The sequence below is a fragment of the Janthinobacterium sp. AD80 genome (assembly GCF_002878455.1).
Taxonomy (GTDB): domain Bacteria; phylum Pseudomonadota; class Gammaproteobacteria; order Burkholderiales; family Burkholderiaceae_D; genus Janthinobacterium.
Map to the genome: position 1 here is coordinate 1 of NZ_NRDQ01000064.1, position 13,341 is coordinate 13,341.

Consider the following 13,341-nt stretch of genomic DNA (forward strand, 5'->3'; position numbering starts at 1 on the left):
CTGGGGCGCGCGTCGCGCCAGCCGCGCGGCCATCCTGCGCGTGCCCGGCATTTATGCGGATGACCGCCTGCCGCTGAAACGCTTGCGCGAAGGCACGCCGGCGTTGGCCGCCGCGGACGATGTGTATACCAACCATATCCATGCCGAGGACCTGGCGCGCATCATCGAGCGTGCCTTGTGGCGTGGCAAGCCTGGGCGCGTGTACCACGCCAGCGATGACAGCGAACTCAGGATGGCCGAGTATTTCGACGCCGTGGCCGATACCTTCGGCTTGCCGCGCCCGCCGCGCCTGCCGCGTGCCGCGCTACAGCAAGTGGTCACGCCGATGCTGCTGTCGTTCATGTCCGAGTCGCGCCGCCTGGACAATGCGCGCCTGAAGCGCGAGCTGGGCGTGCGCCTGCGCTACCCGCGCGTGGCCGCTGCCTTGCAAATGCTGGCAGCCAGCGGCGCCCGCATCGGGTAAAATGGCCGGTTATCTCCGCACTTTTTACGGCGCGGCGCGGCGCGCGCCGTTCCTGCCGGGCACCACTATTAAAGGAATACAGCATGACCACCCTGACTTACGAAGAATACCTGGACGAGGTCACGACCGTCCTGACGGAACTGTATGACCTGGACGACGAAGCGGCCATCAAGCTGGTCGTGGCTGCCCAGGACGCGGAATTTTTCGTGCCGCACGATGCGCATGAAGCCATGCGGAGCGTCGAGCAAGCCAAGAAGGACGCCGTGGCCCTGTTCGAGCGCAAGCAGAACCGCCAGCAGACCCAGGAAAAGCAGCAGCAGCGCGTGCGCCAGCAAAAGAAGTAAGGCAGTCAGGCAGCGAAGCAGTAAGGTAATAAAAGCCGCGTCCGCAGGGCCGGCAGGGTGGGTCGCCGCGGTGCAACGCCGCGGCGCCGCACTTGATCTGGCGCAAACGCGCGGTGGCGGCGTGGCGATATGGTGAGCAAGGTCGTCACGCATTTCGCCTATTTGTGGCGGGCTGGGCAGTTAGCGTGACGATGTGTCCGGTCCGCAGGAGCGTCCGATGCATCCCATCAGCCATCCCAGCAAGGAACAGGTGCGCGCGTACATGCGCCGCCGCGAACATGCAGTGCTGCCACCGCCGCCGCCCGAAGAAATCCGCCGTCAACTGTGCTGGAGCCGCATCGAGCCGCCAGTGACCAGTGTCGCGGCGCAAAGCTGGCGCCTGTCAGCGGAAATAGCCCGCCTGGGTGCCTTGATGACGATAGCTTGGCTCATGCACAGCGGTGTTGCTCATCGTAAAAATTGATGACTTGCAGCAAATTTTTCCATTTTGAGTTATCCTCTAGCACATTCCAAGTGCGTCAATTCTCTTCAATTATCACAATTTTGCTTTAAGTTACGCAAAAATCAACAATAGCGTGTATTATATTGTTTGCGGGATAGAAGCCGCATAAGTGATGGCGCTTTTTAGTGTGTTTACCCTGAATTATTGCAAAAGCGACATTCGGTCTCTTCGAGCATTAATACAACAAGTACGGATTTTCAATCATGTCTCTCAAACAAATTACCTCTTTGCCTACCTACAACCCGAATCGCGTCCTCGATGCGATCATCGACAAGCTGCAGCTGAAAAATGATGCCGCCCTGTCGCGCGCACTGGAAGTGGCACCTCCCGTCATCAGCAAGATTCGTCACAATACCTTGCCGATCGGCGCCACGATCCTGATTCGCATGCACGAAATCAGCGATTTCAGCATCCGCGAACTGCGCGAGTTGATGGCTGCCTAAGAGCGCCTGACAGACGGCAAACTGAGAGGTGCCGTCTTGCATATCAGGCTTGCCGCGTGCGGCAGCCATACCTGTTTCCCGTTTTTCTATTGTGTGTCCGGGCCCAGCGCCGGACGATCGACATAGAAACGCCCCATTTCCAGGCCAGTCGAGGACGACTTGACCACCGCCGCGGCCAAGCTGCCGGGCGCGCTGGAAAATGCGGTATTGGCAGCAACGGTAGCGCGGCCCGAATAGGCCGTTGCCTGCACGGCAGCACTGGAAAACGCGGTTTGTACGGCCCGGCCCGAGTACGCGGTCGCCTGTACCGCAGCACTGGAGAACGCCGTTTGCACGGCTCTGCCCGAATACGCTGTCGCCTGCACCGCCGCACTGGAAAACGCCGTTTGCACGGCACGACCCGAATACGCTGTTTGCACGGCCCGTCCTGAATACGCCGCCTGGACGGCGCGTCCCGAATACGCCGTTTCTGCGCGGATATAATCTTCCCCGAATGTCTGTTCGTAGAGCTCTTTCATGCGCTCGCCCACGCGCACGTGCGCCGCTTCGTCATCTTCGCCGCGCAGGCCGATATAGGGGAAGTGGTGCAGGAAGTAGCCGAATACCTGCTCGCAATCGGCCGCGTATTTCAGGGTGTCGAGAATGTGATAGTGCCAGAAGGTATCGACATCCATCAGCGGCGCCGTCTCTTCCTGGGGAAACTGCTTCATCAGGATGAGGAAGCGGCGATACTCGAACTCCACCGCATTGGCCTTTTCCAGGCTCCATCCCTCGCCGGATTCCCGGTGCATCAGTTTGACCTTGATCGCGTCCAAATTCAAATCGGCAATAGCCTTGAAACTGTCGTTCGTATCCATGAGTGTCCTTGTGAGTAAGCGCATAGTGGAAAGAAGGGTGCGGCAAGAGAAGGTGGTGGTGTGAGCTCCTGGCTAGAGGCAAAGGAAAACCTGCCCATGGCGGGCAGGCGCGTGATGTTGTTTTACATCAATATTGCATCTAATTACAAAATACGCAAGCTCAGCTTGCTTGAAACGCTGCCGATCAGGCGCTGGCGCGGGGGTCGTCCTGGTAGGGGAAGCGGGTGGCGTCGGCACCCAGCGGCACGCTGACGTGCACGCACATGCCGGCGCCGGGGCTGCTGTCGATGTAGAAGGTGCCGCCCAGCAGTTTGATGCGCTCCTCGATGCCCACCAGGCCGAACGAACCCAGCTTGTTGCGCCCGTCGATGGCCGCGCCCACGCCGTTGTCGCGGATGCTCATCGACACCGTATCGCGGCACTTTTCCAGCTTGACCTGCACCCGGCTGGCATTGGCATGCTGGGAAATATTGCTCAGCGACTCTTGCAGGATGCGGAACAGGGCCGTCGCGCACTGGTCGCTCAGGCAGATATCGTCATGGTTTTCAGTCACTTCACAGGCGATGCCCGTGCGCAGGCGGAACTGCGCCACCTGCCATTCGACGGCCGCATTCACGCCCAGGTCGAGCACGGTGGGGCGCAAGTCGTTGATGATCTGGCGCACGCTCTTGATGGTGGCGTCGATCTGGTCCAGGGTGGAGCGGGCGCGGGCGTTCAGGCGCGGATGGCGGCGCTGCGTGCGCGAGGCCAGCATGTCGGCGTCGATGCGCAGCACCAGCAGGTTCTGGCCCAGGTCATCGTGAATCTCGCGCGCGATGCGTTTGCGTTCCTCTTCCTTGATCTGGTCGGCGTGCGCCGCCAGCCGGCGCAGTTTCTGGTGCGACAGCTGCAGGCGGATCTGGCTGGCACGCAATTCCTGCGTCATGCCCGTGGCCATCTGGATGGCGCGCCGGCGCGACGACGACAGCGTGTGGAACAGCATATATAACAGCATGGCGCTGCAAAAGCCCACCAGCATGGCCAGCCACGGCAGGTATGCATCGAAGCGCGTGTACAGGTCGCTCTTGCGCACGCTGAACAGGGCTTGCCAGACGCGGCCGTTGTAATCGATCAGCATGGTGCTGCTCAGGTATTTACCGGAATTGCCGGGCTGCCACCATGGCGCGTGCAGGCCCGCCGTGGTGCTGTCGAAGATGGGGCGCATGCTGTGCGGCAAGTCCAGCGGCGCGCGCGCCTGCGGGCCGATGTCGAACAGGGTCAGGCGCACATTGCGTACCGGCATGTCGGCCAGCGCGCTGCGTACCATGGTCACCAGGTCGTAGCCGACGCCGACGGAACCCTGGTAGGCGGCGCGCCGTTGCTCGACGGTGTCGGTCGGCATGCCGAGGCGGTACACGGGCAGGCGCATGGCCATGCCCGTCAATTGCGGCCGGCCTTCCATCGGCACGGGCGTGCCGGAGTTGCTGATGCGCCCCGAGTCGCGCGACGCGGCCAGGGTTTCCGCGATCAGGGGGCGTGCCGCGATGTCATAGCCATATTTGTCTTCCGCGCTGGCGAGCGGTTCCAGGTAGACGAGCACGGAATAACTGTCGCGCACACCGGGCGGGTGGATGGCGAAGGCGGGATAGCCGTCGCTGCCGGGTGGATAGTCGCGCCGCATGGCGGCCTCGAAGGCAGGCCGCCGTGCCTCGCTCAGTTCCTCCGCGTAATTGAGGTTCATCACGCCCGGATAGTTTTGCGGCAAGTCCATGTTTTCCACGTAGCGGTGAAACTGCTCGCGGCTCACATGCTCGCTGGCACGGAACAGGCTGGCCGCGCCGCGCAGCAGGTTGCCATAAGCCTGGACACGGGTTTCGATGCTTTGCCGGGCGCTGCGCGCCAGATTGTTGAACAGGTCACTGGCATCGTTCTCGATCGACAGCGAGGCGGCCATGTAGAACAGCATGCCCACCATTGTCGACAGGACCACGCCAAGCAGCCACAGCGGTCTTCTTTCCAGCGCTAATTGTTGCTCACCAGCATTAGGAGACATCGCCATCCGCATCAGGAAGAGGAATCGGTGCCGCCTGGGGAGGTGGCGTTACTGGGTTGCGCAACTGCTATTGAAATTGTAAATTGCTCAATAGCTGCATAATATACAAAACTATGGCCGATGTAGTCAACTGGCAATATTTTTCGGCGTACAGGATCTTGTTGAAACGAAAAAAAACCGCCGCAGCGGTTTTTTTCGTGTGTTGCCTGGTGCCTTGGCTGTTGCTTTACTTGGCCGGCTGCCAGCTGTCTTTCAGGGTGACGATGCGGTTGAAGACAGGTTTGCCTGGCTGGCTGTCGACCCGGTCGGCCGCAAAATAGCCGTGACGCTCGAACTGGAAGCGCTCTTCCGGCTGGGCCAGTTCCGCGCCCGGCTCCAGCCACGCCTGCACCACGTCCTTGGCCAGCGGATTCAAGGCCAGCTTGAAGTCCTTGCCGCCCGCGTCCGGCTGCGGGTCGGTAAACAGGCGGTCGTACAGGCGCACTTCGGCGGCGATCGCCGTCGCTGCGCTGACCCAGTGCATATTGCCCTTGACCTTGTAGTTGGCGCTGCCTTCCGTACCCGACTTGCTGTCCGGGAAGTAGGTGCAGTGCACGGCGATGACCTTGCCGTTTTCATCCTTGTCAAAGCCCGTGCACTCGATCACGTAGCCGTAGCGCAGGCGCACCTTGCTGCCCGGTTTGTCGTCGATGGGCGGATACAAACGGAAATAGCCCTTGTTCGGCACTTCCATGAAGTCGTCTTCCTCGATCCACAGCTCGCGCGAAATCGGGAAGGTGCGCAGGCCGCGCTCGGGGAAGTGCGGGTGCACGGGGGCCGTGCATTCCACGCTTTCGCCTTCGGGGAAATTGTCGATGATCAGTTTCAACGGACGCAGCACGGCCACCGTACGGGGCGCCTTCGGGTCCAGGTCTTCGCGCAAACAGCCTTCCAGCACGCTGTAGTCGATCCAGCCGTCGGATTTCGTCACGCCCGTGCGTTCGCACATCAGCTGGATCGCTTCCGGCGTGTAGCCGCGGCGGCGCATGCCCACCAGGGTCGGCATGCGCGGGTCGTCCCAGCCGTCGACGATGTTTTCTTCCACCAGCTGGCGCAGCTTGCGTTTGCTGGTGACGATGTAGGTCAGGTTCAGGCGCGAGAACTCGAACTGGTGCGGCACCGGCTGCTTGAAGAAGCCGCCGGCCGACAGGGTTTCCAGCAGCCAGTCGTAGAACGGGCGGTGATCCTGGAATTCCAGGGTGCAGATCGAATGCGTGATGTTTTCCAGCGCGTCGGAGATCGGATGCGTGTAGTCGTACATCGGATAGATGCACCAGGCGTCGCCCGTGCGGTGGTGATGCGCGTGGCGGATGCGGTAGATGGCCGGGTCGCGCAAGTTCATGTTCGGCGAACTCATGGCATCTTCGCTCATCTTCGCGCGCAGGATGTGTTCGCCATCCTTGAACTGGCCCGCCTTCATGGCGCGGAACAGGGCCAGCGATTCATCGCGCGGACGGTCGCGGAACGGCGAATTCTTGCCGGCCTGGCCGAAATTGCCGCGGTTGGCGGCCATGTCTTCGGCGCTCTGGCTGTCCACGTAGGCAAAGCCGGCCGTGATCAGGTACTCGGCCATCGCGTACAGCTGGTCGAAATAGTCGCTCGCGTAGTGCAGGTGGCTCTGGCCATCGGCTTGCTGCGGTTCCCAGTCAAAGCCCAGCCATTTGACGCTGTCCATGATGGTGTCGACGTATTCCTGCTCTTCCTTGGCAGGGTTGGTGTCATCGAAGCGCAGGTTGCACTGGCCGGCGTAGTCGCGCGCCAGACCGAAGTTGACGCAGATCGACTTGGCATGGCCCACGTGCAGGTAGCCGTTCGGCTCCGGCGGGAAACGCGTGATCACCTGGGGCAGGCCGGGACGCACGTGGGTGCCGGCAGCCAGGTCGGCTTCGATGATGTTACGCAAGAAATTGGGCGCCAGCGCTGGCGCGGCGGTATTCGGTTTATCGTTGCTCATTGATCAATGCGAAAGAGTGACAGTAAAAGGCATTTTACCGTACCGCAAGCGCTTTATATGCACGTATTTGGCCCCATTTCCCGGCATGCAAGGGACGCCGATGCCGTTCTATAGGATAATTCGCCTTTAATTAGTAGAAATTCGCGCCTCCGGAGCCTCATATGGAAAATTTATATAACGTCCTCGGTGTCGCGCCCAATGCCAGCGACGATGAAATCAAGAAGGTTTACCGTTCGCTGGCCATGCGCTTCCACCCCGACCGCAACCAGGCCCCCGGTGCCGAGGCCCGCTTCAAGAGCGTGACCAAGGCGTATGAAATCCTGGCCGACCCGGCCAAGCGCGCCGAATACGACCAGAGCGTGAACCACCGCATCATCATCGACCCGGAAGCGGAAGCGTATGCCCTGTGGTGCGGCGTGTTCCGCCTGCATGGCACGGTACTGCCAGCAGACTAAGCCTGCTGGCGGCCGCCCGGCCAGCCCGAATGATTTAAAAAACAACAACAACGGCGCTTTTGATAACAGCGCCGCGCATCACATTGGAAAGCACAGCATGAGAAGAGTACACCCTGAATTCGCGTATCAGTCGCGCGAGCTGGAAGGCCAGATCGAAGGCATCCTCGGCGATCCGCCGAACCGCAAGAACTACAAAAGCATGGTTGACGCGCTGGTGGGCGAGTATGCCAGCGGCGGCGGCATCGAAGACGTGAACATGCTGGCCTTCGCGCTGGTCGACCACATCAGCTTCAGCGACCCGAAAGGCTTGCTGGCCGAAAGCGAAGACTACGAGTTCGGCGACCCGGCCCGCGTGTTTTCCATGGCGAGCTGCGCCGATCCGGAAGCGGCCAAGATGTACGCCGCCATCGAAGACAGCTTCCCCGACCTGGCGCGCCAGGCCATCATCACGGCCTTTTTGCACAAGAATCCGCGCCTGTGGGACGACGACGACCAGTCGCTCGACCAGCTGGCCGCCAATGACGATGGCGACGACGATCACGACGACGACCAGGCCACCGACGATTTCGCCCAGATGTTTGACCAGGATGGAGATGACCATGGCAGATAATGACAAGCAAAATGCGGAGCAAAAGAGCAATCTTCCCGCGCTGACGAAGCAGGTCACGGAACTGGTGCTGTCCGGTTCCCTGGGCCACGCCGAGCAGGCGTTTGCCGACGCGGCCGACCAGTACGGCGACCTGGCCGTGGTGGAAGTGCTGAGCGCCATTCCGCCGCAGGTGACGGCCCTGCATCTGGCCGGCTTCGACGGCGGCAAGATGTCGCTGGCCACCCTGCTGGTGCCGCCCAAGGCCTGGGCCGACAGCCTGGCCTTCATCGCCGCCACCTGGAGCGACGACCAGATCGAGGATGATCCTGAGCGCATCGCCGAGGCGCTGTTCGCGCACATCCACGGCGTGGTGTTTTCCACCGACGACGCCGAGCGCCGCCGCGAGCTGCTGCTCGAAGCGTCCGCCACCGACTGGGGCGCCACGGCGTTCGCCATCCTGTTCTCGATGGCGCCGAAGGAAATTCTGGAAGTGGCGGGCGAGATCGTCATCAAGGGACCGTACGTGACGGGCGTGACCTCGTCCGACAACGACGTCGTGCCGCTGGCCATCGAGTTGGCGCAAGCGAATGAAGACGGCTGGGATCGCTCGCTGTTCGAACTGTTCCCCGACTTCCGCCACAGCGCCGACCTGGCCGACGCGGAATATTCGGACGACCCGGACGAAGAGCCGACCATGTTGCAGCGGAGCACCAAGGAATTGCTGTACCGCCTGCGCAAGCAAGTGCCGAGCACGCGCAGCGCGCCGCGCTCCAGCACGCGCCGCAGCCTGGGCACCGGTATCTTCTCGTGATGAAAGCAGGGAATCGCTAATGCTGCCAGCAATTGTTGTAGAGAATCTGCCGCGCCTGGTGCGCGCCATCAAACTGTTGCCGAACGACCCGCGCGAAGACGCGGCGCTGAACCTGGCCGACGAGTTGACGGGCATCACGGCCATGGTGGCCGAGAAGTTCACGAATGAACGCACGGCCGACGGCATCCAGAAAGCGCTGTACCTGACGGTGGGCGGCGTGTCCTTGGGCCTGGAACAGGCCGTCACGCATGAAGGCGACCAGGCCGCGCTCGACTTCCTCGTCGAGCACGGTGCCGAGCACGCATTCCAGGTGGGTTTCCGCCTGATCAAGGACTTGTCGCAGCTGCCCGAAGACGCGTTGGTGGGCGAGTACGACCAGGACCCCGTCTACCTGCAGCGCCGCTTGCGCGAGCTGTTCATCGATATTTGCCAGGCCGACCCGAACCAGAACTGGGCCGGCTATGAAAAATATGCGGTGCAGTTGCAGCAGCGCAAGGAAGTGCAAGCCGTGGTACGCCTGGCCAGCTGGCTGCGCCGCCACCACGACAACGGACCCGTCAGCGACAGCGACTTGAATGCCGAGGGCGTCATCGCCCTGGCCATCATCTTCGCCATCGAAGGCGGCGGGCGCATCATCGCGCGCACGGGCCAGAAGGAGTTCGAGCGCTTTGTGCGTTCCGTGCGCAAGAACAAGCCCGACTTCGAGGAAGGCTGGGCCGCCCTCGTGGCCAAGGTGCCGGTGCAGCACCATCCGGTCTTGCTCGACCGCATAGATTCCTACCGCCGCAGCTGCACCGTGGTGCATAAAATCCTCACGCGGGCCAGCATGAAGAGCCTGTTCGAAGACCTGGAAAATTATGCGGGTTCGGAGCTGGATGCGGATTATTCGTGACAGCCAGTGTCGGATTACGGCCTGCGGCCTAATCCGACCTACGCCGACGCGCGTCCTGTAGGTCGGCTTGGCTGCGGCGCAGCCGCAGCGTAAGCCGACATTGCCGGCGTTGTCTTGGTGCATGCGATTGTCGGATGAGGCGCAAGCGCTCATCCGAGTTACGCCTGGAAAACTACGCGGGTTCGGCGCTGGATGCGGATTCGTGATCCCGCGCCCGCCGACCGATCGGTTGGCGTGGCTATGGCATGGCCTCGTAGGTCGGCTTAGCTGCGGCGCAGCCGCAGCGTAAGCCGACATTGCCGGCGTTGTGTTGATGCATGCGATTGTCGGCTTACGGCCTGCGGGCTAAGCCGACCTACGCCGACCTGCGCCGACCTGCGCCGATCCACGCCGACCTCATCGGCCTATTCTTTCTCTTCCATGGCCGCTTCCTCGGCCAATTTTACAAACGCCGCTACCAGCGGCGACGTCTCTTCCTCCCTTTGTGCAAGCAATAAACTGGTGGTCGCCTGCGGGTCGGCGATCGGGCGGTAGCATACGCCGTCCATGCGGATGCGGTCGAACGAGGCGGGCAGCACGGAAATGCCGCAGCCGGCCGCCACCAGGCCGATGATGGTCGACGCTTCGCCCGCTTCCTGCGCCACCTGGGGCACGAAGCCGGCTGCCTTGCACAGGCGGAAGATCTGCGGATAAATCCCCGTGCCGGCATCTTTCGGGTACATGACAAATCCTTCGCCCGCCATGTCGGCAATCGCAATGGCCGTCTTGGCCGCCAGTGCGTGGGCCACGGGCAGGACGAGGAACAGCGGATCCTGGCGCAGTTGCGTCAGCTTGATATCAGATGGATACGTGGTTTCCGGCGGGCGCACGAAACCCAGGTCCATGGTCCGGCCGCTGATCGCTTCCAGTTGATGCAATGTCGCCATTTCGTGCAGGGTCAAGGTGACGTGTGGAAACTGCTGGCGGTAGCGGTTGATGACGGTGGCGAAATACGGCGTGAACGGCGTGGAAAACGTAAAGCCGATGCGCAATTCACCCGCTTCGCCCCGCTGCGCCCGGCGCGCCGTGACGGCGGCCTGTTCCGACAGGGCCAGGATGCGCTGCGCATCGTCGAGGAACAGCTTGCCCGCCTGCGTCAGCCGCACGGAGCGCTTGTTGCGTTCGAACAACTGCGCGCCCAATTCCGCTTCCAGCGCCTGGATCTGCTGGCTCAGCGGCGGCTGGCCGATGTGCAGGCGCTCGGCCGCGCGCGTAAAGTGCAGCTCCTCGGCGACGGCGACAAAGTAACGCAGGTGGCGCAGTTCCATATTTGTCCAGTAATCGTTTTAAAGTATGAGTTGGGCCTTGAATATATATTGGACGATATGAGTTGGCAATCCTAAGATGAAACCTCGCCTTCTATTTGAAACACGGCCATGTCTGATTCAACGCTCGCTTACGCCTCCGCCGCCGCCCCGGCGATTTCTCCTGCCGCTCCCCGTTCTGCCATCGCCAAGGGCACGGCCGAATTCAAGCGCAGCAACCGCGCGCTGTTCTTTGGCGGGTTTTCCACTTTCAGCTTGCTGTACTGCATACAGCCGCTGTTCCCGCTGCTGTCGCAGCAGTTTCATCTGACGCCGGCGCAAAGCAGCTGGTCCTTGTCCGTGTCGAGCGGCTTGCTGGCCATTTCGCTGGTGCTGCTGAGCGCCGTCTCCGACCGGGTGGGCCGCAAGCCGCTGATGGTGGCTTCCATGTTTTCCGCCGCCTTGCTGACCATCCTGTCCGCGTTTGCCCAGGATTATGCCCAGCTGCTGGCCATCCGCGCCGCGCTGGGCGTGGCCCTGGGTGGCATGCCGGCCGTGGCCATGGCCTATCTGGGCGAGGAAATCGAAGGACCGTCGCTGGGGCTGTCGATGGGCTTGTATATTGCCGGCAGCGCGTTTGGCGGCATGTCGGGCCGGCTGATCGCGTCCATGCTCAGCGATTTCCTCTCGTGGCGCTGGGCCCTGGGCGTGCTGGGCGTGGCCGGCGTGCTGGCCGCCATGGAATTCTGGCGCAGCCTGCCGGCGTCGAAAAATTTCGTGCCCAGTACAAAAGGCTGGAATGCCTTGCCGCACGCAATCAAACAGCATTTTTCCGACCGCGGCTTGCCGTGGCTGTTCTGCCTGGCGTTCTTGCTGATGGGCTGTTTCGTCAGCTTGTATAACTACATCGGCTATCGCCTGCTGGCTGCGCCATTCGGCTTGCGCCAGAGCACGGTCGGCCTGCTGGCCTTTTTGTACCTGATCGGCATCTTCAGCTCCGTCTGGGCGGGCCGGCTGGTGGACCGGCTGGGGCGCCGGGGCGTGCTGTGGATCATGCTGTCGGTGATGCTGTCCGGCATTTTACTGACCCTTTTCGATTCCCTGCCGCTGATCGTCATCGGCATGGCGCTGGCCACCTTCGGCTTCTTTGCCTCGCACTCGATCGCCAGCAGCTGGGTCAGCCGCCGCGCCCGCGCGCCGCAGGCGCTGGCCTCGGCCTTCTATCTGCTGTTCTATTACCTCGGTTCCAGCCTGATCGGTTCCGCCTCGGGCATGATGTGGGGCTTCGACGGCTGGACGGGCGTAGTCATCATGCTGGGCCTGTGCCTCGGTGGCGGCGTGCTGATCGCCTTGCGCATGCGCCATCTGCAGCCGCTGGGGGCGCGCGAAGCGGTGGGCTGAGCCGGCTATTTGGGACACATGCCGAGCATCGTTTCCCCCTGCTTGCCGGCGCGCGTGGTCACGCACAAGGTGCCCAGCGCGCTGGTGATTTTATAGGTGCGGCTGCCCCTGGCCTCATTGGCGCCGATTTCCTCGATCTTTGACGCCTCGTACCATTTCGGCGGCACGGCCGCGTAGGCTTCGGCAAAGCCCTGCTGCATGCGCTTGAAGGCCGTGTCTTCGAACTTCGGTTCACCGCGCTGCGGAAATTCCTTGCGCAACGCCTTGTCGATCTTGCCCACGTCGCGCCTGGCTTGCGCCAGGATGTCGGCCACGCTGGGTGGCGTGACGGCCGTGGTCGTTTCCGGCATTGCTGGCGTTGGCGTCTGTTCGGCGGCGGATGGCGGCAAGGGGCGGCTGATGGGCGCCGGCACTGGCTGGCGCGGCGCTTTTGCAGTGGCTGGTTTGGTGCTGGGCAATGGTGTGAGGACTTGCTTGGGCGGCGCTGGCGGGCTGTAGCGCAGCCAGGTGATGGCCGGCCCCTGCGGCAGATTCTCGTCCGTGACAACGCGGGGCCGCGACTGCAGGAGAATAGTGGCCAGGCCCAGGTGCAGCAGGACGATCAGCAGCAGACCGGAGGCGCGGCGTGGCAGGGTGGATAACAAGGTCATGGAGGGCATGGCAGTTCAGGTACGCCAATGTATCTGAAGTATTTGATAATTATCGAGAATGTCACAAGCGCTTACAAAGAAGTGCCACATGGAAATTTCAGTCAAATGGCGCTTGCCGGGGAACCGTGCGGCGGGCCGATGATCCAACTGCAGACACCACGCGAACAGGAGTTCACCATGTTGCAGGCAAACGAAGTGGCACGGCGCTTTGGCGCCATCGAACAGGCGATCGGTCAGGCGGCGCAGCTGTGCGGCAAGCAGCAGGGCATGCCCATGGATTTGAAGGATTGCCTCGACCAGCTGGACCAGCAAAAGAACGCCGTGCGGCAGGCCATCGACATGCAGGACGATGCGCGCATCCGCCAGGCCGTCGACCAGATGGAATCCCTGGGCGACCGTGCCAAGCAAGCCTGCGGCACGGCATCGAGCCTGACGCCGGAAATGAAGAGCGCCGTGCTCAAGGTGCACGATGAATTATCGGACCTGAAGCACCAGTTGCATTAAGCGCTGCATTAAGAACACTGACCAAAACTGCTGGGCGTCGAGGCGGGCGGCCTGCGATGCCCGCTGACTGGGCGTCCCGTGCATAAGCACAGCGGCGTTTCTCCGGTCAATGGCGGGCCGGG

The 13,341-nt window shown here is 62.1% G+C and carries 14 protein-coding genes and 1 pseudogene; 10 read left to right on the top strand and 5 right to left on the bottom strand.

Annotated features, from left to right (window positions below):
* The 4 genes and pseudogenes from JaAD80_RS13850 to JaAD80_RS13865 all read left to right on the top strand — a co-directional run.
* A pseudogene (locus tag JaAD80_RS13850) lies at positions 1 to 463 on the top strand (SDR family NAD(P)-dependent oxidoreductase); the annotation flags it as partial.
* Positions 464 to 546: 83 nt separating this feature from the next.
* Positions 547 to 807, top strand: a complete 261-nt coding sequence (locus JaAD80_RS13855; RefSeq protein WP_180979414.1) for a hypothetical protein — start codon at positions 547 to 549, stop codon at positions 805 to 807.
* 217 nt (positions 808 to 1,024) lie between these two features.
* Positions 1,025 to 1,270 (top strand): hypothetical protein, encoded by a 246-nt coding sequence (locus JaAD80_RS13860; RefSeq protein ID WP_102294824.1) that lies wholly within the window; start codon positions 1,025 to 1,027, stop codon positions 1,268 to 1,270.
* Positions 1,271 to 1,512: 242 nt separating this feature from the next.
* On the top strand, positions 1,513 to 1,752 hold the full coding sequence (locus JaAD80_RS13865) for a hypothetical protein (protein WP_029496207.1): 240 nt from the start codon (positions 1,513 to 1,515) through the stop codon (positions 1,750 to 1,752).
* 86 nt (positions 1,753 to 1,838) lie between these two features.
* On the opposite strand, the gene JaAD80_RS13870 is transcribed toward JaAD80_RS13865, so the two are convergent.
* The 3 genes from JaAD80_RS13870 to JaAD80_RS13880 all read right to left on the bottom strand — a co-directional run bounded on the left by JaAD80_RS13870 (position 1,839) and on the right by JaAD80_RS13880 (position 6,634).
* Positions 1,839 to 2,609, bottom strand: a complete 771-nt coding sequence (locus JaAD80_RS13870) for a hypothetical protein (RefSeq protein ID WP_102294826.1) — start codon at positions 2,607 to 2,609, stop codon at positions 1,839 to 1,841.
* A gap of 184 nt (positions 2,610 to 2,793) precedes the next feature.
* Positions 2,794 to 4,641 carry a CHASE domain-containing protein gene (locus tag JaAD80_RS13875; protein ID WP_258002991.1) on the bottom strand — a complete coding sequence of 616 codons (1,848 nt, stop codon included), beginning with the start codon at positions 4,639 to 4,641 and terminating at the stop codon, positions 2,794 to 2,796.
* Positions 4,642 to 4,867: 226 nt separating this feature from the next.
* A complete protein-coding gene (locus JaAD80_RS13880) occupies positions 4,868 to 6,634 on the bottom strand; it encodes a glutamine--tRNA ligase/YqeY domain fusion protein (protein WP_102294830.1) in 1,767 nt (588 codons plus the stop codon).
* A gap of 161 nt (positions 6,635 to 6,795) precedes the next feature.
* On the opposite strand from JaAD80_RS13880, the gene JaAD80_RS13885 reads away from it, so the two are divergent.
* From JaAD80_RS13885 to JaAD80_RS13900, 4 genes are all read left to right on the top strand, one after another.
* Complete coding sequence (locus JaAD80_RS13885; RefSeq protein WP_010395442.1) at positions 6,796 to 7,089, top strand: DnaJ domain-containing protein; 294 nt, start codon at positions 6,796 to 6,798, stop codon at positions 7,087 to 7,089.
* A gap of 97 nt (positions 7,090 to 7,186) precedes the next feature.
* Positions 7,187 to 7,699, top strand: a complete 513-nt coding sequence (locus JaAD80_RS13890; protein WP_102294831.1) for a hypothetical protein — start codon at positions 7,187 to 7,189, stop codon at positions 7,697 to 7,699.
* The gene (locus JaAD80_RS13895; RefSeq protein ID WP_102294833.1) at positions 7,689 to 8,489 is read left to right on the top strand and encodes a hypothetical protein; all 801 of its coding nucleotides are present in this window, start codon (positions 7,689 to 7,691) and stop codon (positions 8,487 to 8,489) included. The genes JaAD80_RS13890 and JaAD80_RS13895 overlap by 11 nt, the downstream gene beginning before the upstream one ends.
* Positions 8,490 to 8,508: 19 nt before the next feature.
* Positions 8,509 to 9,381, top strand: coding sequence for a hypothetical protein (locus tag JaAD80_RS13900; RefSeq protein WP_102294836.1), 873 nt, complete (start codon positions 8,509 to 8,511; stop codon positions 9,379 to 9,381).
* A gap of 404 nt (positions 9,382 to 9,785) precedes the next feature.
* On the opposite strand, the gene JaAD80_RS13905 is transcribed toward JaAD80_RS13900, so the two are convergent.
* Positions 9,786 to 10,688 (bottom strand): LysR family transcriptional regulator, encoded by a 903-nt coding sequence (locus tag JaAD80_RS13905; RefSeq protein WP_102294838.1) that lies wholly within the window; start codon positions 10,686 to 10,688, stop codon positions 9,786 to 9,788.
* 108 nt (positions 10,689 to 10,796) lie between these two features.
* On the opposite strand from JaAD80_RS13905, the gene JaAD80_RS13910 reads away from it, so the two are divergent.
* A complete protein-coding gene (locus JaAD80_RS13910; protein ID WP_180979415.1) occupies positions 10,797 to 12,065 on the top strand; it encodes an MFS transporter in 1,269 nt (422 codons plus the stop codon).
* A gap of 5 nt (positions 12,066 to 12,070) precedes the next feature.
* On the opposite strand, the gene JaAD80_RS13915 is transcribed toward JaAD80_RS13910, so the two are convergent.
* Positions 12,071 to 12,715 carry a hypothetical protein gene (locus JaAD80_RS13915; RefSeq protein ID WP_102294840.1) on the bottom strand — a complete coding sequence of 215 codons (645 nt, stop codon included), beginning with the start codon at positions 12,713 to 12,715 and terminating at the stop codon, positions 12,071 to 12,073.
* A 177-nt stretch (positions 12,716 to 12,892) separates the two neighbouring features.
* On the opposite strand from JaAD80_RS13915, the gene JaAD80_RS13920 reads away from it, so the two are divergent.
* On the top strand, positions 12,893 to 13,219 hold the full coding sequence (locus JaAD80_RS13920) for a hypothetical protein (RefSeq protein ID WP_102294872.1): 327 nt from the start codon (positions 12,893 to 12,895) through the stop codon (positions 13,217 to 13,219).
* Positions 13,220 to 13,341 lie beyond the last annotated feature (122 nt).